Annotated in this window: 20 protein-coding genes; 8 read left to right on the forward strand and 12 right to left on the reverse strand. The window is 71.5% G+C overall.

The genetic code is table 11. The features are described from left to right. Positions 1-39: 39 nt before the first annotated feature. From GGQ54_RS07045 to pgi, 5 genes are all read right to left on the reverse strand, one after another. Positions 40-1,182 carry an LLM class flavin-dependent oxidoreductase gene (locus GGQ54_RS07045; RefSeq protein WP_179444742.1) on the reverse strand — a complete coding sequence of 381 codons (1,143 nt, stop codon included), beginning with the start codon at positions 1,180-1,182 and terminating at the stop codon, positions 40-42. Positions 1,183-1,296: 114 nt separating this feature from the next. Next, positions 1,297-2,265, reverse strand: a complete 969-nt coding sequence (locus GGQ54_RS07050; protein ID WP_179444743.1) for a DNA polymerase domain-containing protein — start codon at positions 2,263-2,265, stop codon at positions 1,297-1,299. After that, positions 2,262-3,029: a PIG-L family deacetylase gene (locus tag GGQ54_RS07055; protein ID WP_179444744.1), complete on the reverse strand. Its 768-nt coding sequence runs from the start codon at positions 3,027-3,029 to the stop codon at positions 2,262-2,264. The genes GGQ54_RS07050 and GGQ54_RS07055 overlap by 4 nt, the downstream gene beginning before the upstream one ends. Position 3,030: 1 nt before the next feature. Further along, positions 3,031-4,281 (reverse strand): glycosyltransferase, encoded by a 1,251-nt coding sequence (locus tag GGQ54_RS07060; RefSeq protein ID WP_179444745.1) that lies wholly within the window; start codon positions 4,279-4,281, stop codon positions 3,031-3,033. 9 nt (positions 4,282-4,290) lie between these two features. Beyond that, positions 4,291-5,961: a glucose-6-phosphate isomerase gene (gene pgi, locus GGQ54_RS07065; protein ID WP_179444746.1), complete on the reverse strand. Its 1,671-nt coding sequence runs from the start codon at positions 5,959-5,961 to the stop codon at positions 4,291-4,293. A gap of 61 nt (positions 5,962-6,022) precedes the next feature. On the opposite strand from pgi, the gene GGQ54_RS07070 reads away from it, so the two are divergent. Next, complete coding sequence (locus GGQ54_RS07070) at positions 6,023-7,561, forward strand: deoxyguanosinetriphosphate triphosphohydrolase family protein (protein WP_179444747.1); 1,539 nt, start codon at positions 6,023-6,025, stop codon at positions 7,559-7,561. Between the two features lie 173 nt (positions 7,562-7,734). After that, positions 7,735-7,881, forward strand: coding sequence for a hypothetical protein (locus GGQ54_RS07075; protein ID WP_179444748.1), 147 nt, complete (start codon positions 7,735-7,737; stop codon positions 7,879-7,881). Positions 7,882-8,397: 516 nt separating this feature from the next. Here the strand turns inward: GGQ54_RS07075 and GGQ54_RS07080 are convergent. The 5 genes from GGQ54_RS07080 to GGQ54_RS07100 form a co-directional block, all read right to left on the reverse strand. Next, positions 8,398-9,486, reverse strand: a complete 1,089-nt coding sequence (locus GGQ54_RS07080; RefSeq protein WP_179444749.1) for an SH3 domain-containing protein — start codon at positions 9,484-9,486, stop codon at positions 8,398-8,400. Between the two features lie 174 nt (positions 9,487-9,660). Then, a complete protein-coding gene (locus GGQ54_RS07085; protein ID WP_179444750.1) occupies positions 9,661-10,017 on the reverse strand; it encodes a bifunctional 3-phenylpropionate/cinnamic acid dioxygenase ferredoxin subunit in 357 nt (118 codons plus the stop codon). 25 nt (positions 10,018-10,042) lie between these two features. Continuing rightward, positions 10,043-11,590: a molybdopterin-dependent oxidoreductase gene (locus GGQ54_RS07090; protein WP_343045886.1), complete on the reverse strand. Its 1,548-nt coding sequence runs from the start codon at positions 11,588-11,590 to the stop codon at positions 10,043-10,045. Between the two features lie 105 nt (positions 11,591-11,695). Then, positions 11,696-13,201 (reverse strand): sugar ABC transporter ATP-binding protein, encoded by a 1,506-nt coding sequence (locus tag GGQ54_RS07095; protein ID WP_179444751.1) that lies wholly within the window; start codon positions 13,199-13,201, stop codon positions 11,696-11,698. A gap of 75 nt (positions 13,202-13,276) precedes the next feature. Then, the gene (locus GGQ54_RS07100; RefSeq protein WP_179444752.1) at positions 13,277-13,645 is read right to left on the reverse strand and encodes a hypothetical protein; all 369 of its coding nucleotides are present in this window, start codon (positions 13,643-13,645) and stop codon (positions 13,277-13,279) included. Positions 13,646-14,147: 502 nt separating this feature from the next. Between GGQ54_RS07100 and GGQ54_RS07105 the strand changes: the two genes are divergently transcribed. From GGQ54_RS07105 to GGQ54_RS07115, 3 genes are all read left to right on the forward strand, one after another. Then, positions 14,148-15,998 (forward strand): acyl-CoA dehydrogenase, encoded by a 1,851-nt coding sequence (locus GGQ54_RS07105; RefSeq protein ID WP_179444753.1) that lies wholly within the window; start codon positions 14,148-14,150, stop codon positions 15,996-15,998. 200 nt (positions 15,999-16,198) lie between these two features. Then, positions 16,199-18,730 (forward strand): excinuclease ABC subunit UvrA, encoded by a 2,532-nt coding sequence (locus GGQ54_RS07110; RefSeq protein WP_179444754.1) that lies wholly within the window; start codon positions 16,199-16,201, stop codon positions 18,728-18,730. 4 nt (positions 18,731-18,734) lie between these two features. Further along, positions 18,735-19,094 (forward strand): DUF4186 family protein, encoded by a 360-nt coding sequence (locus GGQ54_RS07115; protein WP_179444755.1) that lies wholly within the window; start codon positions 18,735-18,737, stop codon positions 19,092-19,094. A 10-nt stretch (positions 19,095-19,104) separates the two neighbouring features. Here the strand turns inward: GGQ54_RS07115 and GGQ54_RS07120 are convergent, their stop codons facing one another. Beyond that, positions 19,105-19,473 (reverse strand): DUF192 domain-containing protein, encoded by a 369-nt coding sequence (locus GGQ54_RS07120; RefSeq protein WP_179444756.1) that lies wholly within the window; start codon positions 19,471-19,473, stop codon positions 19,105-19,107. Positions 19,474-19,590: 117 nt separating this feature from the next. Here GGQ54_RS07120 and GGQ54_RS07125 point away from each other — a divergent pair, with 117 nt between their 5' ends. From GGQ54_RS07125 to GGQ54_RS07135, 3 genes are read left to right on the forward strand one after another with little or no spacing between them, the layout of a single operon-like run. Further along, positions 19,591-20,835: a hypothetical protein gene (locus GGQ54_RS07125; RefSeq protein WP_179444757.1), complete on the forward strand. Its 1,245-nt coding sequence runs from the start codon at positions 19,591-19,593 to the stop codon at positions 20,833-20,835. Then, a complete protein-coding gene (locus GGQ54_RS07130) occupies positions 20,832-21,368 on the forward strand; it encodes a hypothetical protein (RefSeq protein ID WP_179444758.1) in 537 nt (178 codons plus the stop codon). The genes GGQ54_RS07125 and GGQ54_RS07130 overlap by 4 nt, the downstream gene beginning before the upstream one ends. Then, positions 21,356-21,859: a hypothetical protein gene (locus tag GGQ54_RS07135; RefSeq protein ID WP_179444759.1), complete on the forward strand. Its 504-nt coding sequence runs from the start codon at positions 21,356-21,358 to the stop codon at positions 21,857-21,859. Before GGQ54_RS07130 ends, GGQ54_RS07135 begins: the two co-directional genes overlap by 13 nt. Here GGQ54_RS07135 and GGQ54_RS07140 read toward each other — a convergent pair. Continuing rightward, on the reverse strand, positions 21,816-22,469 hold the full coding sequence (locus GGQ54_RS07140; RefSeq protein WP_179444760.1) for a pilus assembly protein TadG-related protein: 654 nt from the start codon (positions 22,467-22,469) through the stop codon (positions 21,816-21,818). The two genes, GGQ54_RS07135 and GGQ54_RS07140, sit on opposite strands and share 44 nt — an antisense overlap. Between the last annotated feature and the right edge of the window lie 8 nt (positions 22,470-22,477).

Below are 22,477 nucleotides of genomic sequence, written 5' to 3' on the forward strand. Positions count from 1 at the left end.
CTCGCAGAACGAGCGGAGCTGATCACGGGTCGCGGGGCCTCAGGCGACGCCGGCCAGCGGGTCCTCGGCATCGGCGAGCAGTCCACGCCGGGCCAGCGCCGGGCGTACCCCCTCCCCGACGTGGTACGCCTCCTCCAGGTGCGGGTAACCGGAAAGGATGAACTCGTCGATGCCGAGCCGGTGGTACTCGCCGATCCGGTCCGCGACCTCGTCGTAGGAGCCCACCAGCGCGGTCCCGGCGCCGCCGCGGACCAGGCCGATCCCGGTCCAGAGATTCGGCGCGATCTCCAGCGCGGAGACATCGCCGCCGTGCAGGGCGGTCATCCGCCGTTGGCCCTCCGACTGCGCGGTCGCCTGGGCTGCCTGGGCCCGGGCGATCTGATCGGGCGACAGTCCCGCGATCAACCGCTCCGCCTGCTGCCAGGCATCCGCGGCATCGGGCCTGGCGATCACGTGCAGCCGGATGCCGAACCGCGGTGCGCGCCCGTGGCGGGCGGCCGACGCGCGTACCCGATCAAGCTTCTCGGTCACCTGGGCGGGCGGTTCGCCCCAGGTCAGGTACACCTCGGCGTGCCGGGCCGCGACCTCGATCGCGGCGGGCGAGGACCCGCCGAAGTAGATGGTCGGCCAGGCCGGCGGATCGGCCAGCACGGCGTCGTCGACCCACAGCCGCTCCCCGGCGAAGCTCACCGGCTCGCCGCGCCACAGCTCGGAGAAGATGTGCAGGAACTCGCCCGTCCTGGCGTACCGCTCGTCCTTGGACAGGCCGTCGCCATAGCGGCGCTGCTCGGCATCCTCGCCGCCGGTGACGATGTTCAGCAACAGGCGGCCGCCGGAGAAGCGCTGGAAGGCGGCGGCCTGCTCGGCGGCGAGCGTCGGGCTGATCAGCCCGGGCCGGAAGGCGACGAGGAACTTCAGCCGTTCGGTGTGCTGGGCGAGCGCGGCACCGAGGATCCAGGCGTCGTGGCATTCGGAGGAGGTCGGGGTGAGCGCGCCGACGAATCCGAGTTGTTCTGCCGCGCGGGCGATCTGGCCCAGATAGTCGGGGTCGGCGACGCGGATCCCGTCCCGATCCCGCCGTTGATCGGCGGTCCCGCTCAGGGCGCTGACCGCATCGGCCAGGCGCGGGTCGGCCCGGGTGTCTCCCGAGGACGGCAGGAACCAGTGCAGGGTGACGGGCATGTCGCGGCCTCCTGATCTTGGCTGCGCCGACCGGCCGGCGCCGGTCGCGACCCTCAGCCTCCCGCGTACTCATCTCATTCACTAGACATACTGCTATTTGAGACAGGTCGCGGATCAGGCTTCCGGATCGGCGGCGCGGGCCGCGCGTCTGCGGCGCCGCCCCTCGTGCATCGCGGCGACGCGCGGGCTGGCGATGGCCCGGCCCCGCTCGATCAGCTCCGGCGGCACCGGCACCGGATGCGCCAGCGCTGCCGCCCAGGGATCGGCCCGGCCGAGCAGGCCGGCCGCGGTCCGGACGGTGAAGTCGCCCGGCTCGGCCGAATCGAGGTCGTCCCAGCCCAACGGGAACGAGACGGGCAGCCCCGGGCGGGCCCGCGGGCTGTACGCCGCCGCGACGCTGGCCCCGCCCGCCCGCGTGCTGTCGACGAACACCCGGCCGCCGCGGTCGGCGCGGATGAACTCGACGGTCGCGACATCCGGGGCCAGTGCGGCGGCGCGGGCCGCGAGCTCGGCCGTCGCGGCCGCCGCGTCGGCAATGTCGACGCCGGTCACCGGCACGGCGATGTGTACGCCCTTCGCGCCGCTGGTCTTCACCGCGGCCGGCAGCCGCCACTCCTCCAGCACCGCGCGGACGGCCGCGGCGGCCCGGCGTACCGCCCGGAAATCGCCGTGCTCGGGCGGGTCGAGATCGATCAGCAGGGCCGTCACCTCGTCCGGCCAGCGGATCAGGGTCGGGTGGAACTCGATGCTGCGCTGATTGCCGAACCAGAGCAGCGTCCGCCGCTCCTCGCACAACGGATAGCGGACGGTACGCTGCCCCGCCTGCGACCAGATCTCCACCGTCGGGATCCACGGCGGCGCATGTTTCGGCAGGTTCTTCTGCATGAACGGCGGCTGCCCGGACCGGGCGCGCAACACCGTCAGCGGGCGTCCCGAGAGCGCCGCGACCAGTTGATCACCGACGGCGTCCAGGTGATCGATCAGCTCGCGCTTGGTGGCGCCGGCGCCATCGAAGAGCTCGGTGTCCAGACTGGTCAGCGCCACCCCGTCGCGCACCTCGTCCGGCTCCGAGCGCCGGGTCATGATCGTTTCCGGTCGATCACGCGCAGCAGCGTCGTCGTGCGGATCGGCTCGCGCTGGCCGCCGACATGCACGATGTCGGTGCCGTCGACCGTGAGCTGACTGGCGTGTCGCGACAGCGCCCGAACCAGCGCCTCGCGCTGTGCCGGCGCCGCGAACGACTCGGCATCGGGGGCCTCGGCCGGCACGATCTCGGCCACGGGTACGCCGGCGCGCCGGCCCGCGGCGATGGTGGCGTGGTGCAGCAGGACGTGATCGGGATGACCGTAGCCGCCACCCGCGTCGTAGCTGATCAACAGGTCCGGGGCGAAGGTGGTGATCATGGCGCCGATGTCGGCGACCACCTCCGCGGTGTCGGCCGCGGTCAGGGCGAGCGGGCCACCGTCCGGCGCCGGGCCGGCCAGCCCCTCGCGCAGCCAGCTCATTCCCGAGTCGTGATACCTGCGCGGCTGTGCATCCGCGCGGGCGGGCGGCGTGCCGAGGAAGGCGTGGGTGATCGCGCCCAGCTCGGTCAGGGCGGCGGCCAGCTCGTTCTCCCGGGCGGCGCTCAGGCGTTGTTGATCAAGGCCGGCGGGCAGCGACCCGGGCACGACCTCGCCGCGCTCGCCGCGGGTGGCCGTGAGCACCGCGACGGCGACGCCGCGCTCGGCCAGCGCGGCGATCAGGGCGCCGGTGGCGATGGTCTCGTCGTCGGGGTGCGCGTGCACGAACAGGACGCGCCCGACGCCGTCGAGCACCGATCCGTCGATGATCATCTCCTCGACCATCTCAACCATCCTTCCGCTCGTCGGCCAGCAGATGCCGATAGGCGTTGACCAGCCGCTGCGCGGCGCGGGGCCAGCCGAGCCTCCGGGCCCGGCGGACAGCCGCCTCGGACAGCTCGCGCTGCCGGTCCGGATCACGCAACAGCGCCGCGATCTCCGCGCCCCAGTGATCGGGATCGCGGTCGGCCATCACCAACCCGGTCTCGTCGGAGACCACCTCGTTCAGGCCGCCGGCGCCGCCCCAGATCGCCGCCGGGGTGCCGCTCGCGAGCGCCTCCAGCGCGATCAGTCCGAAGGTCTCCGAGTACGACGGCACCAGCACCAGCTCCGCACCCCGGAGCATCCGGGCAAGATCGGCACGCTCCTGCGGCCCGGTGAAGGTCGTCTCGCCACCGATCCCCTCCGCCTCGGCCAGCTCGCGCAGCCGGTCGGCATAGCCCGCATGGTCGGCCGAGGCATCTCCGGCCAGCACCAGCGTCGGGCGTACCTCGTCCGGCACGCGGGCGATCGCCCGGATCGCCAGCGCCACCCCCTTCAGCGGTTGCAGCCGCGCGGCGAACAACGCGACGCCACGCCGATCGACCCTGGCGCCGATCCGGGCCCAGTCGAAGCCTTCGCCGTCGGGGGTGAAGACCGACTCGTCGACGCCCGGGCGGACCACGACCACCCGGTCGGGCGCGGCGCCGCAGCGGGTGATGATCGTCGCCGCCTCGTGTCCGCTGACCGCGATCACCAGATCGGACTCGCGCGCGATCAAGGCCTCGCCCGCGACGCGGTCGGCCGATTCCGGCGGCTCGCCCTCGTCCAGCGTGGCGCCCGGCGGGGCGGCCACCGAGTGATAGCTCTGCACGTGGGGTACGCCGAGCGCCCGCGCGACCGGCAGCGCCGCGACGCCCGACATCCAGTGCTGGGAATGGATCAGGTCCCAGTCGGCGTCGAGCTCGGCCAGTTGGGCGGAGAACTCGCCGATCAACAGGTTCTGCCGTGACTTGGCCACCGGCTCCGCCGGGCCGGCGGTGAGCCGGCGCAGGGTCACGCCCGGCCGCAGCTCGGCCAGCTCCGGCTGGTCGGGCGAACTGCGCCGGGTGATCAACTCGACGCTGTGCCCGAGCTCGGCCAGCGCGAAGGCCTGGTGCGACTCGACCACATTCATGCCCCCGGCGTCGCCCGAACCCGGCTTGTCGTCGGGCGAGGTGTGCATCGAGACGAAGGCCAGCCGCAAGGGCCCGGCCGGCTCCCGCTCAGCGGCTGCCATCGCGCCAGCCTAGCGGCGGTGCCGGCGGTACCACTCGATCTGCGCGCGGGTGCTCGGGTCGGCGCGGTCGAGCGCGGCGGCGTCGCCGGCGACGGCCGGGGCAAGCTCCTTGGCCAGGCTCTTGCCCAGCTCGACGCCCCACTGGTCGAAGGAGTCGATGCCCCAGACCGCGCCCTCGGTGAACGTGATGTGCTCGTACAGCGCGATCAGCTCGCCGACCACGCGCGGCGACAGCTCGGCCGCCATGATCGCCGCGGTCGGCCGATTGCCGGGGAAGATCCGCGCGCCGATGATCGACTCGTCCGTGCCCTCCGCACGTACCTCCTGCTCGGTCTTGCCCCAGGCCAGCGCCGCGGTCTGGGCGAAGAAGTTACCCATCAGCAGGTCGTGGGCGTCCGTCTCGCCGTCGGTCAGCGCGTGGGCCGGATTGGCGATGCCGATGAAATCGGCCGGAATCAGCTTGGTGCCCTGGTGCAGCAACTGGAAGAACGCGTGCTGACCGTTGGTGCCCGGCTCACCCCAGAAGACCTCACCGGTCTGGGTGGTCACCGCGGTCGCGTCCCAGCGCACCGACTTGCCGTTGGACTCCATGGTCAACTGCTGCAGGTACGCCGGGAAGCGGTGCAGGTACTGCTGATAAGGCAGGACGGCATGGCTCTGCGCGCCGAGGAAGTTGTTGTACCAGACATTCAGCAGGCCCATGATCATCGGCACATTGCTGGCCACCGGCTCGTTCAGGAAGTGCTCGTCGATGGCCCGGAAGCCGCCGAGGAACTCGGCGAAGCGCTCCGGCCCGATCGCGATGCAGACGCTGGTGCCGATCACCGAGTCGACCGAGTAGCGGCCCCCGACCCAGTCCCAGAAGCCGAAGGCGTTGTCGGGATCGATACCGAACTCGGCGACCTTGTCCAAGGCGGTGGAGACCGCGACGAAATGCTTCGCGATCGCCTCGGCGGATTGATCATCGCCGGTGATCGCGCCGGCCGCGCGCAGCCCGTCGAGCAGCCAGGCCCGCGCCATCCGGGCATTGGTCATCGTCTCCAGCGTGGTGAAGGTCTTGGAGGCGACGATGAACAGGGTGGTCTCGGGGTCGAGGCCCTGGGTGGTCTCGGCCAGGTCGGCCGGGTCGATGTTGGAGACGAACCGGCATTCCAGCCCCTCCTGGCGGTAGGGCGCCAGCGCCTCGTAGACCATCACCGGCCCGAGATCGGAGCCGCCGATGCCAATGTTGATCACCGTCTCGATGCGCTTGCCGGTGCTGCCCGTCCACTCCCCGGAGCGCACGCGGTCGGCAAAGGCGTACATCTTGTCCAATTCGGCGTGCACATGCTCGACAACGTTCTCTCCGTCGACCTCCAGCCGGGCATCGCGAGGCAGCCGCAGCGCGGTGTGCAGCACCGCGCGGTCCTCGGTGGTGTTGATCTTCTCGCCGGCGAACATCGCGTCGCGGCGCTCGGCCACCCGGGTCTGCTCGGCGAGCCTGATCAGCGCGGCGATCACGTCGGGCGTCAGGTAGGACTTGGACAGGTCGACATGCAGATCGGCGGCATCGTGGGTGAGGTCGACGACCCGGCTCGGCTCGGCGTCGAACCAGGCCCGCAGATCGGGAGTGAACTCGCCCCGCAACCGGTCCAGCTCGGCCCAGGCGGTGGTGGTGGTGGGATCAACCGGAGCGCTCATGTGCCCCACGCTAGTCCGGCCGTTCGGCGTCCGATCAGCGATCCCGGACTACGCTCGGCCCATGGCCGTCCCAACCCACGTCCGAATGCGCCGGGCCCGGCCGGAATCGAGCGACTGGAAACCGCTGACCCCGGGCTCGGAGTCGGAGTTCCGGGTCGATCTGGAACGCCTGCGCTTCGCGCCCAGCTTCGCCCGGCTGGCGGAGGTGACCCAGGTGGTCACGCCGGGCGCCACCGACCGGGTGGTGCACAACCGGCTGACCCATTCGATCAAGGTCACCGCGGTGGCCCGCGCCGTCGCCGTCGGCCTGCTCCGGACCGCGGACCCCGAGCTGATCGGTACGCTCGGCGGTCTTGATCATGTGGTCGCCCAGGCGGGCGCGGTCGCCCACGACCTGGGTCACCCGCCGTTCGGGCATCTGGGGGAGCAGATCCTGGACCGGATCGGGCGCGAGGAGTTCGGGCTCGCCGACGGCTTCGAGGGCAATGCCCAGACCTGGCGGATCCTCACCGAGCTCGAGGTGCACGGGCCCGGCAGCGACGGCCTGAACCTGACCGCGGCGACCCGCGCGGCCGTGCTGAAGTACCCGTGGGGGCGTACCCACCTGCCCGATCCGCACCCGACGGGCTGGCCGGTCCCGCCGCGCGGGGCGGCGCCGGGGCCCGATGGTCACGGGGCGGCGAAGTTCGGCGCGTACCTGCCCGATCTTGCCGAGATGACCGAGGTGATCGCCACGATGGGTCTCGCCCCGGGGCGCCAAAGCCTGGAATGCGCGGTGATGGATCTCGCCGACGACATCGCCTACTCGATCCATGATCTGGAGGACTTCCACCGCTCGGGGGTGTTGCAGTACTCGCCGATCTCCGGGGAGTTCCACAACTGGCTGTCGCGCGGTGGCGAGCTCGGTCGGCTGCCCGATGCCGAGCTGGCGCCCGGCCGGGTCCCCGGCGCGGGGTTGGAGCTGTTGCGCCGGCGGCTGGCCGGTCGCGACGGGTGGATCTTCGATGCCGATGCCTTCCGCGAGGCCGTGCTGGCCGTCAGCGAGGGCTTCATCGACACCGTGCTGATCCTCCCCTACGACGGCTCGATGGCCGCCGATCGCGCGCTGTCCGGATTCACCGCGACCTGGATCGACGATCTGATCTCGGAGGTACGCCTGTTGCCCGACCCGCCGGTGCGTACCTCCTACGCCACCTTGGGCACCGGGGCCTGGCACCGGGTGCAGGTGCTCAAGTTCCTGCATCAGCGGTTCGTGCTGCACCGGCCCGACCTGGCGATGCAGCAGCGCGGCCAGGCCCGGCTGCTGCAGACCTTGGCGAGCGCCTTCGATGACTGGTTGTCCGAGCGGCGGGAGGCGCCGCGCGCGCCGCGCCGGCTGCTCGATCTGGTGGCGACGGCCGAGGAGGGCTATCGGCGGGTGGCTCGCGAACAGCCCGAGCTGCTGGCCGGGCACACCGGTGACGCGGAACTGGCCCGGATGTCGCGCGGGCGCGGGGTGATCGACTTCATCGCGGGGCTGACGGACGCCCAGGCGACGGCCTATGCGGCCCGGTTGTCGGGCGGCGGCAGCGGTTTGTTGTGGGCCAGCGGGGCGCTCTGAGCGGAGCGGCCGCATCATGTGAGGGAACTCATACGAATCTGCCCGTGATTTGGTGCTTCTGGGTTAGATCTTCCGGGGAATAACGACGTATCATGAAGATGTTCCCGTATCAGAGTCGATCCTCCGGGAAATCCTCATCCTGACACCCACGACCCTGGAAGGGACTGATCACCATGTCGTCGATCGCCACCAACCTCCGGGCCCGCCGCGAGGCGGCCCGCTCCCGCCGCGCCATCAACCGCGCGATCAACAACGCCGCGACCCCCTCGATGCGCGACGAGCTGATCCTGGTCGCGCAGCGTCGCGGCCACATGGGCTGACGCCAGCGTCAACCCCACCAAGCCGGCCCCCGTCCTCGACGGGGGCCGTTCTCGTGCCCGGATTCCGGGCCCGGCGACTCATCCCGCGCCTGCCGGTTCGGCCCGCGCCTGCAGCGGCGTACCCACGCCCGCGAACCCAACCGGCACCCGCGAACGTCGCAACCCTCGCGCCTGCCGACCCAGCCCGCGGCTGCCAGCACAGCCCGCGCATGCCGGTTCCGCCCGCGCCTGCCGGTTCTGCCCGCGCCTGCCGACTCGGCCTGCGCATGCCGGTTCGGCCCGTGGCTGCCGACTGAGACTGCGCCTGCCAGTACAGCCCGCGCCTGCAGCGGCGTACCCCTCCCGCGAACCCAACCGGCACCCGCGAACGTCGCAACCCTCGCGCCTGCCGACCCAGCCCGCGGCTGCCGGTTCAACCCGCGTCTGGGGCGGCAGACGGCCCGAACGACAGCGAGCCGGCCGCACCCGAGGGGTGCGGCCGGCTCGTGGCTGGCGGCGGGACGAAGCCCGCGCGGCTCACTTGGTCGAGATGTGCACGTGGTCCATGTGGTTGGCCGTGGTGCCTCCGCGATCCGACATCGAACGCCAGCCCTCGCTGGAGCGCTGCGTGGTCCAGATCCGCTTGGCGTGGATGACCTCGGTGATGCCGAGCTCGGAGGCATTCGCCCGGGCCCAGTCGGCGATCTCGTAGCCGGCGTCGAGGCTGACCATCACGTCGATCGCCTGGCCGGTGTTGTGGTAGCTGCCGCTGCCGCCCCGGGTGCCACCGATGCTCTTCACCGCCGCGAACTGCGCGCAGACCGCGTTCCAGGTCCGACGGGCCGAACTCGACAGGCCCGACTGGGAGCCGAGGTCGCGGTTGCAGCTACCCCCGGTACCGCCCGAGGAGCCCGAGTCGGAGTCCGACTTCGAACCCGACGAGGACCCGGACGAGCCCGAGGAACCCGACGAACCGGAACCCGAGCCCGACGAGAGCTGCGGCTTCTTCTTGCTCAGGAACTCGGCCTTCACCCAGCGCGGCTTGTCCTTGTACAGAACCTGCTGCCAGCCGTCGGAGTCATTGGCCGTGATGCTGACCTCGTCGCCAGCCTCCAGCGAGCCGACCGAACCCGAACCGGCATCGGCCTCGGACCGCACGTTCACCGACTCGGTGGCGTAGCGCGTTCCGACCGCCTTGGTCGACTCTTCCTTCTTCTCCTTGAGGGTCGCCGTCGGCTTCGGCTTCTTCTTCGGATCCGGGGTCGGGGACTTGCTCGGCTCCTGCGACGGCGAGGCCGACGGGCTCAGCTCCGGGCGCGCCTCGTCGCGAGTGGCGCGCTCGTCGAGGGCGCGGGCCGGCAGGGTCGCCACGGCCGGTGCCGGCTCGGCCGCCTGCGGCGTGCGCAGCGCCGTCGCGGCCGCCACGGTGCCGGTCAGGGCCAGCGCGGCGACGGCGGGAATGGCGATCCGGACGACCCGGTTGCCCATCTTCGGGCTCAGCCGCGCCAGCCGACCGAACGGACCGGCGGCGGCGGCCGCCGCACGGCGGCCGCGGGCCGAGGTCGCCGGCGCGTCGTCGATCGGTGCCTGGTCCTGGGGAAGGCCGCGTCGAGGTGCGTTGCTCAAGATCAAACTCCTGCTTCGGGAAGACTCTGTCCGATTCGCTGGGGAGTCTAGGCGACTTTCGGCGGATTCTGAAATCTTCCTGAGGAAATCTTCTATGGCTGTCACCTGGTCGCCGCGCGGAGGACCGCCGAGAGCCCGTCCCGGCGCCGATCGGGACCGTTCCTGAGGAGTCGTTCAGGAACGGTCGGGCGTGATCCAGACCTCGCCGTTGCGGGTCTGCACAGCGTGGGTACGCACCGGCCGGGTCGCGGGCAGGCACTGCGGGCGCCCCGTCGCCAGATCGAAGGTCGACGCATGCAGGGGGCACTCGATCGCGCCGCCCTCCACCCAGCCGTCGGCCAGCGAGGCCTCCTCGTGGCTGCAGGTGTCGTCGAGCGCGTAGTAGGTGCCGTCGTCGTCGCGGATCAGCGCGACATCGTCGTCGGTGCCGAGCAGGTCGGCGCTGACCAGAAGCGTCTCCCCGGGCGGCACGTCGTCCACCGCCGCCACCCGGACGGCGCCGTTCGACTCGGTCTGGCTGGCCTCGCTCATGATCAGGAGGGTACGCGAGGGCGACTCAGGCCACCCGATAGGTACGCGAGGGCCAGCCGGTGGCGCCGTCGGGAAGCACCCCGCGCACCTCCGAGGTCTGTGTCGCCCCCGTCCGGTCGGTCGCCCGCGCGGTCACCCGGTACTCGCCGGGCACCGCGTCCCAGGCGAGCCGCCACTGCCGCCAGGTGTCGATCGTGTCCTCGTCGGCCAGCTCGGCGGCCTGCCACGGGCCGTCGCCGATCTGGACCTCGACCCGGTCGATGCCCGTGTGCTGGGCCCAGGCCACCCCGGCCAACCAGACCCGACCGGCCGGCACTTGCGACTCGCGCGGCACGTCGATCCGGCACGACGTCTTCACCGGACCCTGCTCGGACCACCCGCGCACCGTCCAGTACGCGGCGAAGTCGGCGAATCGCGTCACCTCCAACTCGGCCAACCATTTCGTCGCCGAGACATAGCCGTACAGACCGGGCACCACCATCCGCACCGGGAATCCGTGTTCGGCCGGCAGTGGTTCGCCGTTCATCCCGACGGCCAGCAGCGCGTCGCGGCCGTCGGTCAGCGCGGCGAGCGGCGTACCGCACGTCCAGCCATCGGCGCTGGTCGACTTCACCGCATCGGCCCCCGCCTGCACACCCGCCTCGGCCAGGATCTCCGCGATGGGTACGCCGAGCCAGGTCGCGTTGCCGATCAGGTCCCCGCCGACCGGATTGCTGACGCAGGCCAGGGTCACCCGCCGCTCGACCAGCGGGCGGGCCAGCAGGTCGGCGAAGCTCAGGGTGAGCGGACGGTCGACGAGGCCGGTGACCCGCAGCGTCCAGTCGGCGGGGTCGACATCGGGGACCACGAGCGCGGTGTCGATCCGGTAGAAGGAGTCGCTGGGCACGATGTGCGGCCCGAGCTCGGGGACCGGCAGCGCGGGAGGTGGCGCGGCGGCGGGCCGGGTGGGGGCCGGCAGCCGCAGCGCGCGGCGAACTCGGGTGGCGGCCGGTTCGGGCAGTACGCCGAGCAGCAGCCCGCCGACGGCCGTGGCGGCGGCGACCCCGCCGGCGCGGACCAGGAAGCGCCGTCGGCCGTCCGGTCCGCTTGCGGGCTCGGCGGCGGCGGTGACCAGCAGGCGCAGCGCACCCAGCCCCACGATGACCAGGGCGGCGAGGGGCAACAGCGCGGCGGCGCTGCCGCCCGGCTCGAAGACGACAGCGAGCAGCGCGAGCGCCGCGAGGCCGACACCGATCAACATGCCGGCGGTGAACCGGCGTACCGCGACCGCGCCGGCGAGCGCCGCGAGCGCCAGCACGACGATCAGGGCCCCGCCGAGCAGCACCGCCTTGTCGGCGGTGTCGAAGGTGGCGATCGCCCATTCCTTGACCGGGGTCGGGCTGAGATCGACCGCGCGGTTGCCGACCGCGACGAACGGCGAGACCGTGCCGCTCAGTCGGGCGACGAGCTCGCTGGCGATCAGGCCGGCCGCGGCTGCGAGGATGCCGGCGAGCCAGCCGGCGGCACCCGGCGCGCCTGTCGCACGGTCCCGCCGGCCCGGTCGGGCCGGGCCCTGGGTGGCGACGCGCTGCACACGCTCAGTCTAGGTCGCGCCGGCGCCCCCAGATCCCCCTCAAGCCAGCTCCCCTCAAGCCGGATCCCCCCTAGCCGGATCGGCGTCGTGCCGGATCGAGGCCGGTCAGCCGAAGGCGGTGCTGCCGCCCGCGGTCCGCGTGCCCTGCGGGAGCGGATGGACCCGCGAGTCCAGCGCGTCGGCCGACAGGCCCTGGGTGGAGAGGTCGTCGACGATCACGCCGTCGCGCATCACGACGACCCGATCACACCAGGCGACGATGTCCTCCAGGTCGGAGGAGACGATGATCGCCGATCGGCCGGCCTCGGTGTGTTCGCCGAGGATCTGCAACACGTCCTCGCGGGCACCGATGTCGAGGCCGCGGGTGGGCTCGTTCAGGATCAACACGTCGCGGTCCTCGGTCATCCACCGGGTCAGCGCGATCTTCTGCCGGTCGCCTCCGGAGAGGTCGCCGACGCCGCGCTGGATGCTCACCGCCCGCACGTTGAGCCGTTGGATGGTCTCGATCACGTCGCGCAGGGCGGCGACCTCGGTCTCGAAGTCGACGCCCTCGTCCCAGCCGCCGATCATCAGGTTGCGGGCGATCGATTCGCTGTTGGACAGCCCGAGCTCGTCGTCATCGTCGGAGAAATAGCCGATCCGCAGCGCCGTCGCGTCGGCCGGGGAATTGATCACCCGGGGCTCGCCCTGCACCAGCACGGTGCCCGCGGTCATCGGGAACTGGCCGACGAGTGCCCCGACCAGCTCGTACATGCCGCCGCGACGCGCGCCGACGAGGCCGACCACCTCGCCCCGGCGTACCTTCAGGTCCACCCCGTGCACGGCATCGGCGACCCGAAGGCCGCTGACCTCGAGCACCGGCTCGTCGACGACGTGGCTGACCCGGACCAGCTCACCCGGACGCCGGTCGATCATGGCCTCGGCGATGTCGTCGGTGGACACCCGATAGGGGTCGAGCTCGGCGCTGACCCGGCCCTCGCGGAGCACGACGACCCGGTCGGAGACCGCCTTCACCTCGGTCAGCCGGTGCGAGATGTAGATCACCGCCCGCCCCTGGCTGGTCAACCGGCTGGTGATGAAGTGCAGGTCGTCGATCTCGCGCACGTTGAAGGTCGAGCCCACCTCGTCCATGATCACGACCTGGGCGTCCTCGGCCAACATCCGGACCGATTCGATGATCGCGTGCTCGGCGCGGCGAAGATCTCCGAGCAGGGTGTCGGCGGAGATCTCGGTGCCGACATCGCGCAACAACTGGGCGGCCGGGCGACGCAGCTCCTCGTGCGGCCGGCCGGCGTGGAAGCTCTCCCGAAAGATCGCCTGGGCAACGGTCTGACCCGGGTCGAGGCGGAACTGCTGACGGATGATGCCGACGCCGTGCCGGCGAGCCTCGTCGTTGTCGTGCGGGGCATAGGGCTCGCCCGACAGTCGCATCTGGCCGGTGTCCGGACGCAGGTCACCGGCGAGGATCGCCATCAGGGTGGACTTGCCGACGCCATTGGCGCCGACCAGGCCGAGCACCTCCCCCTCGGCCAGGGAGAGATTCACCCCCCGCAACACCGGAACATGTTCGCGGGACTTGGCGATGTCACGAATTTCGAGCAGCTCTGCCATCGGCAGGACCCTTTCGGTGAGCAAGTGAGCGGGGGGATCCCGCGACGCCCCGGCGACGGGGCGCCGCGGGGCAGGTCAGACGCTGACCTTCTTGGCCACGTTGGACAGGCGGTGCCGGGCCAGCGCGAGATTCGCGGTGTTCTTGTTCAGCACGAGGTAGATGAACAGCCCCTGGGTCGACTCCTCGGACAAGACATTGATCAGGTGGTACTGATCTTCGAGGGTGATCAGGATGTCGTCGATGGCGCCGGTCAGCCCGAGCTCGCGCATGGTGTTCAACTTGGCCCGGACCACATTCGAATTGCCGGCGGCGGCGACATCGAGATTGAAGCCGGGGTTGCCGCTGGCGGCGAGAGCCATCCCGCTGCCGATGTCGACGATGGCCGCGGCCGTCGCTCCCTCGATGGCGGTGAGTTCGGCGACGGACTGGTCGAGTTGGGACATCAGGAACTGCCTTTCGGATGGTGGTGGTGACGGCGTACCCACGCGTTCGGGTACGCCGGTTGGGGGCGACTGCGGGTCGGGTTGATGCCCGGCCTGATCAGGCGCGGCCGACTGCTTGGCGCGGTCGAGCCACTCATAGAAGTCGTCCTCGGCATCGGACGGGGAGGGAGAATCGCCGGCAGAACGGCGGGGAGCAGGTTGATCGTTCGAGCGGTTACGCCGCCCCGACAATCGTGTCCACCACTGAGGTGACATTTTCCTCCACCGGTCTGCGCCATCGGAACTGGCAGACCGATGATTCCCCCGAACCAATCACCTGCCGGTTGCAGACCCTACCGGGTCCCACCGTCGCTGCGGAAGCGGTCCCGGGTCGGTCTTCTGCACAGTGCGATGCCGGCCCCGACACACGGGATCGCGGCGTTGCCCGACCGAGGGAATCGTGTCTACACTCGAACTGGTTACCGGTCAGTAACACGTGACTCCGAGGGGCAAGGCAGCAACCATGAGCCATTACAAGTCGAACGTCCGTGACATCGAGTTCAACCTGTTCGAGGTGCTCGGACGAGATGCGGTGCTGGGCACCGGCCCGGCCGAGGAACTGGACGTCGAGACCGCCCGGGCGATGCTCGCCGAGGTGGACGTGCTGGCGCGTACCAAGCTGGCCGAGCCGTTCGCCGACAGCGACCGGAACCCGCCGCACTACGACGCGGAGACGCGTACCGTCGCGATGCCGGAGTCGTTCAAGATGGCCTTCAAGTCCTACATGGACTCGGACTGGTGGCGAGTCGAGCTGTCCGCCGATCTCGACGGTCAGCCGACCCCGCCGTCGCTGCGTTGGAGCCTGATGGAGATGGTGCTCGGCGCGAATCCGGCCGTCTACATCTACTCCGCGGGCCCGAAGTTCTCCGAGGTCGTCTACACCGGTGGCGGCAACGGCGGGACGGAGCGCGACCGCTCGATCGCCAGGCACATGGTCGATCGGCAGTGGGGCGCGACCATGGTGCTGACCGAGCCCGACGCGGGCAGCGACGTGGGCGCCGGGCGTACCCGCGCGATCCCGCAGGACGACGGTTCCTGGCACATCGAGGGCGTGAAGCGCTTCATCACCTCCGGCGAGCACGACATGACCGAGAACATCATCCACCTGGTGCTGGCGCGGCCGGTCGGCGTCGAGGGCGTCGGCGGCCCGGGCACCAAGGGACTGAGCCTGTTCGTGGTCCCCAAGTACCATTTCGATCATGAGACCGGCGAGCTGACCGGCGAGCGCAACGGCGTGTACGCGACCAACGTCGAGAAGAAGATGGGGATCAAGGTCTCCACCACCTGCGAACTGACCTTCGGCGACGGTGAGCCGGCCAAGGGCTGGCTGCTGGGCGAGGTGCACGACGGTATCGCGCAGATGTTCAAGGTCATCGAGCATGCGCGGATGATGGTGGGCACCAAGGCGATCGCGACCCTGTCGACGGGCTATCTGAATGCGCTGGAGTACGCCAAGGAGCGCAAGCAGGGCGCCGATCTGCTCAATCCCGGCAAGGACGCGCCGCGGGTGACGATCACCCACCACCCGGATGTGCGACGCTCGCTGATGACGCAGAAGTCGTTCGCCGAGGGGATGCGGCTGCTGGTCGCCTACACCGCGGGCTTCCAGGACCGGGTCTGGATGGCCGAGGCCGCGGGCGAGCGCGACGAGGACGCCGAGCGGATCAACGACCTGCTGTTGCCGATCGTCAAGGGCTACGGCTCGGAGCGCTCCTGGGTGCTGCTCGGCACCGAGTCGCTGCAGACCTTCGGCGGCTCAGGCTTCCTCGCCGACTACCCGATCGAGCAGTATGTGCGCGACGCCAAGATCGACACCCTCTACGAGGGCACCACCGCGATCCAGGGCCAGGACCTGTTCTTCCGCAAGATCATCAAGGACGGCGGTCACGCCATCGGCCTGCTCACCGCCGAACTGTCCGCCTTCATCGAGTCCGAGGGCCCGCTGACCGAGGAGCGCGCCACGCTGAAGCGGGCGATGGACGACGTGGCCGGCGTGGTCGGGCTGATGATCAACGACATCACCGCCGCCGCCCAGGAGCCGCGCAACACCTACAAGGTGGCGCTGAACACCACCCGCCTGCTGATGATGCTCGGCGACCTCGTCGTGGCGTACCTGCTGGTCCGCGCGGGAGACGTGGCGGCGACGAAGCTCGAGCAGGGCGGGCTGTCGGCGGCCGACGAGGCGTTCTACACCGGCAAGGTTGCCTCGGCGCGGTTCTTCGTCGCCCAGGTCCTGCCGAAGCTGACCGCCGAGCGCAAGATCGCCGAGCGGACCGATCTGGCGATCATGGACCTGCCGGAGGCCGCCTTCTGAGGCAGCCCCTGGCCGCCCGGGGACCGCTCACGGCCCCTCCCTCCGGATTGTTTCCGTAGTTATGCCCGCTCTGGGAGACGAATGAGGGTCATAACTACGGAAACAATTGAGGGGGAGGGGGATCGTCGCCGCGCGATCCGGCTTGCCCGAGAGGCGTCGCTGTGGCCTACTCGGGTAGGCCGAGGACGCAGGAGGTGATCATGTCCGAGCGACCCGAAGCGGTGCCGGGGCAGATCGCGGTACGCGGGGCAGCCGAGCACAATCTGCGCGAGCTCGACATCGACATCCCCCGCGACACCGTCGTCGCGTTCACCGGGATCTCGGGCTCCGGGAAGTCCTCGCTGGCCTTCGACACCATCTATGCCCAGTCCCGCCAGCGCTACCTGGAATCGGTCGCCCCCTACGCCCGGCGGCTGATCGACCAGGGCTCGGCGCCGCGGGTACGCCGGATCACCGGCCTGCCGCCGGCCGTCGCGCTGCGCCAGCAGCACGGCGGGAGCACCCGCTCCACGGTCGGCACCGTCTCCCGGGTCTCCAACGTGTTGCGGATGCTCTATTCGCGCTCGGGCACCTACCCCGAGGGCTACCGACCCGCCGATCTGGCCGGCACGTTCCCGCGCGACGCCGCACCGCTGGACTCCGACAGCTTCTCGCCCAATACGGCCGTCGGTGCCTGCCGCACCTGCTCCGGCCTCGGCCGGCTGCTCCAGGTCGATGAGGACCTGCTGGTCGGCGACCCCGACCTGAGCATCGAGGACGGGGCGATCGCGGCCTGGCCCGGCGCCTTCGGCGGCAAGAACTACCGGCGCATCCTGCGGATCCTCGGCATCGATGTCGACGCACCGTTCAGGACGCTGCCGGCGAAGACCCGGCGCTGGGTGCTGACCACCGACGAGCAGCCGACCGTGCGCGTGGAGAACCGCTATCAGGGCACCTACATGAGCCCGAAGCGCTGGGTGCAGCACACCTTCGCCGACTCCCCGTCGGCAAAAATGCGGGCCAGGGCGGCGTCGTTCATGAGCGAACGGCTGTGCCCGACATGCCACGGCAAGCGGCTCAACCCCGAGGCGCTCGCGGTGACGATCGCGGGCTCCGACATCGCCGACGCGGCCCGACTGCCGCTCACCGAGCTGGCCGCGTTCCTGACGGCCGCGCGTACCCATCCCGAAACCGAGGCCCTGCCGGCCGAGCGGCGCCAGGCCGCGCACGCGCTGATCGACGTGCTCGATGATCATCTGGGTACGCTGATCGACCTCGGCCTGGGCTATCTGGCCACCGCCCGACCGACCTCGACCCTGTCGGGCGGTGAGTTGCAGCGGTTGCATCTGGCGACCGAACTGCGCAGCGGGCTGTTCGGGGTGTTGTACGTGCTGGACGAGCCGTCGGCCGGGCTGCATCCCTCCGACACCGAGCTGCTGCTCGGCGCGCTGCACCGCCTGCGCGACGAGGGCAACACGGTGTTCGTGGTGGAGCACAACTCCCGGGTGCTCGAGGCGGCCGAGTGGATCGTCGACCTCGGGCCGGGCGCCGGCCGCTACGGGGGCCGGGTGCTCTACAACGGGCCGCGCGACGGCATCGCCGGCGTCGACGGCTCCGCGACCGCGCGCTATCTCGGCCCGGACGCCCCGCCCGCGCCAGGCCCGGCCTCGCGTCGGCCGATCGCGAACTGGATCACCCTGCGCCAGATCACCGGCCACAACCTGCGCGGCACGGATGTGCGGTTGCCGCTGGCGGCATTCGGAGCCCTCACCGGGGTGTCCGGATCGGGCAAGACCAGCGTGCTGACCGCGCTGGCGAACGAGGTGCGCGCGCACCTCGACGCCCCCGAGACAGCAGCCGACGAGGCGCGCGAGCCCGACTCGGTCGAGGTGGCCGACGAACTGGCCGAGGGCGTACCCCTGTGGGACCTCGGCGAGGACCGGCTGAGCGTCGCCGCGGCCGAGGGGCTGGGCGCGATCGATCGGCTGGTGGTGGTCGACCAGCGGCCGATCGGGCGTACCTCCAGGTCGAACCTGGCCACCTACACCGGATTGTTCGACGGGGTACGCCGCCTCTTCGCCGCCCAACCGGAGGCCGCTCGCCGGGGCTTCGGGGCGGGCCGGTTCTCGTTCAACCAGCCGGCGGGACGGTGTCCGCACTGTCTCGGCGACGGGGTGGTAAGCATCGAGCTGCTGTTCATGCCGACCGAGACCACGCCCTGCCCGGTCTGCCACGGCAGGCGCTACAACCCGGAGACGCTGGAGGTGACCTACCGCGGACGGAGCATCGCCGACGTGTTGGCGATGAGCGTCGACGAGGCGGCCGACTTCCTGGGCGATGTGCCGGTCGCCGCGCGGATCCTGCGACTGCTCACCGACATCGGGCTCGGCTACCTGGCGCTGGGGCAGAGCGCGCCCACCCTGTCCGGCGGCGAGGCGCAGCGGATCAAGCTGGTTTCGGAGCTGCATCGCGCGCCGCGCGGGCACAGCCTCTACCTGCTGGACGAGCCGACGACCGGCCTGCACGCCGCGGACACCGATCTGCTGGTCGGCCAGTTGCAGCGGCTGGTGGACGCCGGCAATACCGTGCTGATCGCCACCCACGACCCGCGCACGCTGGCGGTCACCGACTGGATCGTCGACCTCGGCCCGGGCCCGGGCGACGACGGCGGCCGCGTGGTCGCCGCGGGCGTACCCGAAGACATCGCCGGGGTCGCCGCGAGCCGGACCGGCCGCTATCTCGAACTACCCTGATCGGGTGGGCCATGATCTTGATGCGGTGATCGACAAGATCACCGCGATCCCGTTCCGCTCCCGGTTCCACCTGCGCGCCGCCGAGCGGGAGTTCGTGGCGCTGCGGGGTCTGCCGACGGTACGCGAGCACGCCGCCGAGCTGATCGACAAGCGACTCGCGCCGGCGCGCCCGGACAACGACGGCCGGCAGACGCCGTGGGGCGGGCATCCGGTGTTCCGCGCCCAGCACGCCACCGCGACCTGCTGCCGGCGCTGCCTGCGGATCAACCACAAGATCGACTCCGGCGTCGAGCTGAGCCAGGCCCAGCGGGACTACGTCGTCGACGTGATCTGCCGGTGGGTGGAACGGGAGGCCCGCGGTTGATCGGGGTGGGTCACCGATCGGCGGCGCGGCGGATCGCCAGCCGCCTGCCCGGCCGGACCCCCCACCGGTCGAGCTGCCCGGCGGCGGCCTCCAGGGTCGCGCTCGCCGCCAGCCGGGGCCGAGTCAGCCCGACCCACGGCCGGAGCGTGGTCACGTGCAGCACGACGCCGTCGCGGTCGAGTACGGCCGCGTCGATCGGATAGCGCATCCCGATCATGTGTACCGACGGGCAGCGGGTGATCCACAGGGCACCGTCGACCGCATCGGTCCCGAGCAGGCCCCGCCGCCGGTCGCGATAGTTCTCGGCGACCGCCAGCGGCGCGATCGGTTCACCGTCGAGCAGCAGCGTGTGCGGGCCGGGCCCGAAGGTTGCGGTCATCGGCGTACCCCGATCGGCGGTGCCGGCACCTGGTTTCGGGGCGCCGGCCGGTGACCGGTCGGCGTTCTACACTGACCGGGCCGTACGAGGGGACATCGAAGCACCACGAGGGGAAGAATGGCACGTCGTCGCTCCGTGGAACAGGCCAACCGGCGCCGCGGCGTGCTGGATCGAGTGGTGGTGGCGCTGCTGATCGTGCTGGCGCTGTCGGGGGCCATGAGCCTGCTTCCCGGCACCGGCCAGGCCACTGTCGCGCGCACGGCCTGTCAGGTCACATCGCTCGGCCTCAGCTCCTGCAGCAGCCTCTTTCCCGAGACCGTGCCGAGCCAGCTCGGGCCCCCGCGGTGCCGGCTGCTGGCGGAGTTCGACCAGGTCATCCCGGAGGTACGCGACACTTCGGTGACGTCGGCGGCCGGGGTGCCGGTGGTGATCAGCACCGCCCGCGACGGCGATGCGACCCTGCGCCTGCCCGGCTCCGATGCTCCCCCGCCCGACATGCTGGCCGGCCAGCCGCGGGAGTCGTGGGAGCCGACGCCCGGCGTGATCGTGCCGACCGCCGCCGGGTGGGCGCTGCCGGGCGGGCAGGGTGGCGAGGCGGTGATCGCCGCCATCGATGCGGGGCATCGGCGCTGGTTGCAGGACCGTTCGGCGCTCGCGCTGCTGTCCGCGCTGCTGGACGGCGGCGGCTACCGGGTGCCGCCGCCCACGCTGTACACGAGCCGGATCGACCTCACACAATCGCCCTTCCTCAGCCCCGCGGAGCCGGCGCCGCCCGCGGGCGTGGGCGGGTTGACGCTGGCCATCCAGCCGGGCACGCCCGCCGTCATGCAGTTCAACACCGCCACCGGCACCAGCCGCGTGACGGCGCGGCTGCGCGGCGGAACCGACGAACAGCCGCTGGCCGGCGCCGTCCAGGTCACCCGTGACCCCGCCGGCCAGGTCACCCGGATCGTGATCGCCACCGGCTCGGCCGATCGCCTGCTGCCGGGCAAGCCGGTCGGGCAGGCCGATGCGTGGGCGACCGTCGTCTCGGTGCCCGTGAAGACCGCGGCCGAGCGCGACCTGGCCAACGCCTGGCTGGGGGCCCCGTCCGGATTCGCGGTCGATCTCGCGCCCCTGCTCGGTCATCGGCCGGCCGCCGATGCCAACCGGCGCGAGCAATGGCTGGTGCGCGGCGCGGCGGCGTTCTCCCTCGGGCTGGCCGGTCCGGGGGCGGCACCGACGACCGAGCGTCTGGTCCGGGAGCTGAGCGGCAACGAGCGTCGCGAGGATCCGGCGGTTCGCCTGCTGCAGGCCGAGCAGATCCGACCCGATCCGACGAGCGGTCGCCGGCAGGCGACGGCGGACACGAGCTGCCTGTGACCAGCCCCGAAGATCAACAGCGCACGTCGTTGCGGGTGTGGAGCCGGCGCGCCGTCCTGGCCGTCGGGCTGGCCGCGCTCGTCCCCGGCCGCGCATCTGCGGCGACGGGCGTACGCGTCGGCGATCTGTCCATGATCATTCCGCCATCGGTGAGCCAGGTGGACGATCCGGCACTGGGCGCCGGCTGGCAGTGGCAGGGCGTGGCCGGGCGACCCGAGCAGCCGTCGATGATCATCCTGGCGCGGGCGGACCTGCCGTCGATCGATGCCCGCGAGGTCCTGGCCGCCCTGCTCTCCACCGGAATCGCGGGCGGCGTACCCGTTGCGCACACGCCCCCGGAACCGCGCTCGATGCCGGGCGGCAAGCAGGTCCGCACCGTGCTCACCCTCGCCGGCCGCCGCCCCTATCGGGGGGCGATGTTGATCACCACGCGGGATGAGCCGCCGGCGGGAGTCGTCGTCGTGCTCGGCGACGACTCGCTGACCGCCCAGTCGATCGACGCAGTCCTCGAGTCGGTGCAATGGGTCGGCTGAAGCGGTCCACGGTCCTGCTCGCCTGGCTGGGCGGATTCGTGGCGCTGGGCGCGGCCGCGGCCGGGCTGTTCGCGATCGCTTCGGGAATCACCACCTATTCGGTGCCGCGGATGGCGGTGGCGGCCGCGGTGCTGAGCGCCTACACCGCCGTTGTCTCGGTGGTCCTGACCCCGCGCGAGGACCGGACACCGCTGGGCTGTCTGCTCTGCGGGGCGCCGGTCCCGGTTCTGGTCGGGCTCGCCACCGGCGCGTTGGCGTACACGGAGTCGGGGGATCCGGCCGTTGCGTTCTGGGCGTTCCTGCCGTGGTGCAGCGCGATCTGGGCCGCCGTGCTGCTCGGTCCGCTGCTGCCCGGGATAGCCCGGCTGTGGCCGGGCCGTCGCGGTGGTACCGCGCGGGTCAGACGCGGTGGTACCGCGCGGGTCAAACGCGGTGGTACCGCGCGGGTCAGTCGATCAGCCGGGAATCGAGGCCGACCAGGTCGGCATTGATGTCGACGAACCGGAACCGGCCCTCGGCGAACCGCAGGGCGAACTCGACCGGGCCGCATTTCATCGTGGTACGCAGCGGTGGCGGTGGCGGGTCCGGGGTCGGCGGGACCGACGGCGGCGGTGGGGTCGGCGTGGGCGTGGGTCGTTCGAAGGACGGATCGATCGCGCAACTGTCGAGGTCGAGCCCGGTCTCGGCGACGGCGCGGGAGCGGGCCGGCGGGCCGTCGGCGCTGTCGTTCGCCACCACGCTCACCTCGACCCGATCGCGGTAGGGGTTGTAGCAGTAGCTGGTGATGCTCGCGCCGTTCTCGGTCGCGAGCCGCTGGGCATTCGCGCGGCCGAGCTGCGCGCAACCGCTGAGGCCGAGCTGGTCGAGCAGGTCGCCCGGTCGGGCGAAGCCGGCGCCGAGCAGGCCGGGGATGTCCGTCAGCGCGGCCTCGGCGCCGGCCAGGGCCGCGGCGTCGGCGGCATGCTGGGCCCGATTGCCCTCACGCGCGGCCACCGCGGTCAGCGTGGTGAGGATGACCGCGACCACGAGCGCGAGGGAACCGAGGGCGAGCAGTGCCGTGATCGGCCCCGATCCGCGCTCGACGCCGGATCCTGGACGCATCGCTCCCC

The sequence above is a fragment of the Naumannella cuiyingiana genome (assembly GCF_013408305.1).
Taxonomy (GTDB): Bacteria; Actinomycetota; Actinomycetes; order Propionibacteriales; family Propionibacteriaceae; genus Naumannella; species Naumannella cuiyingiana.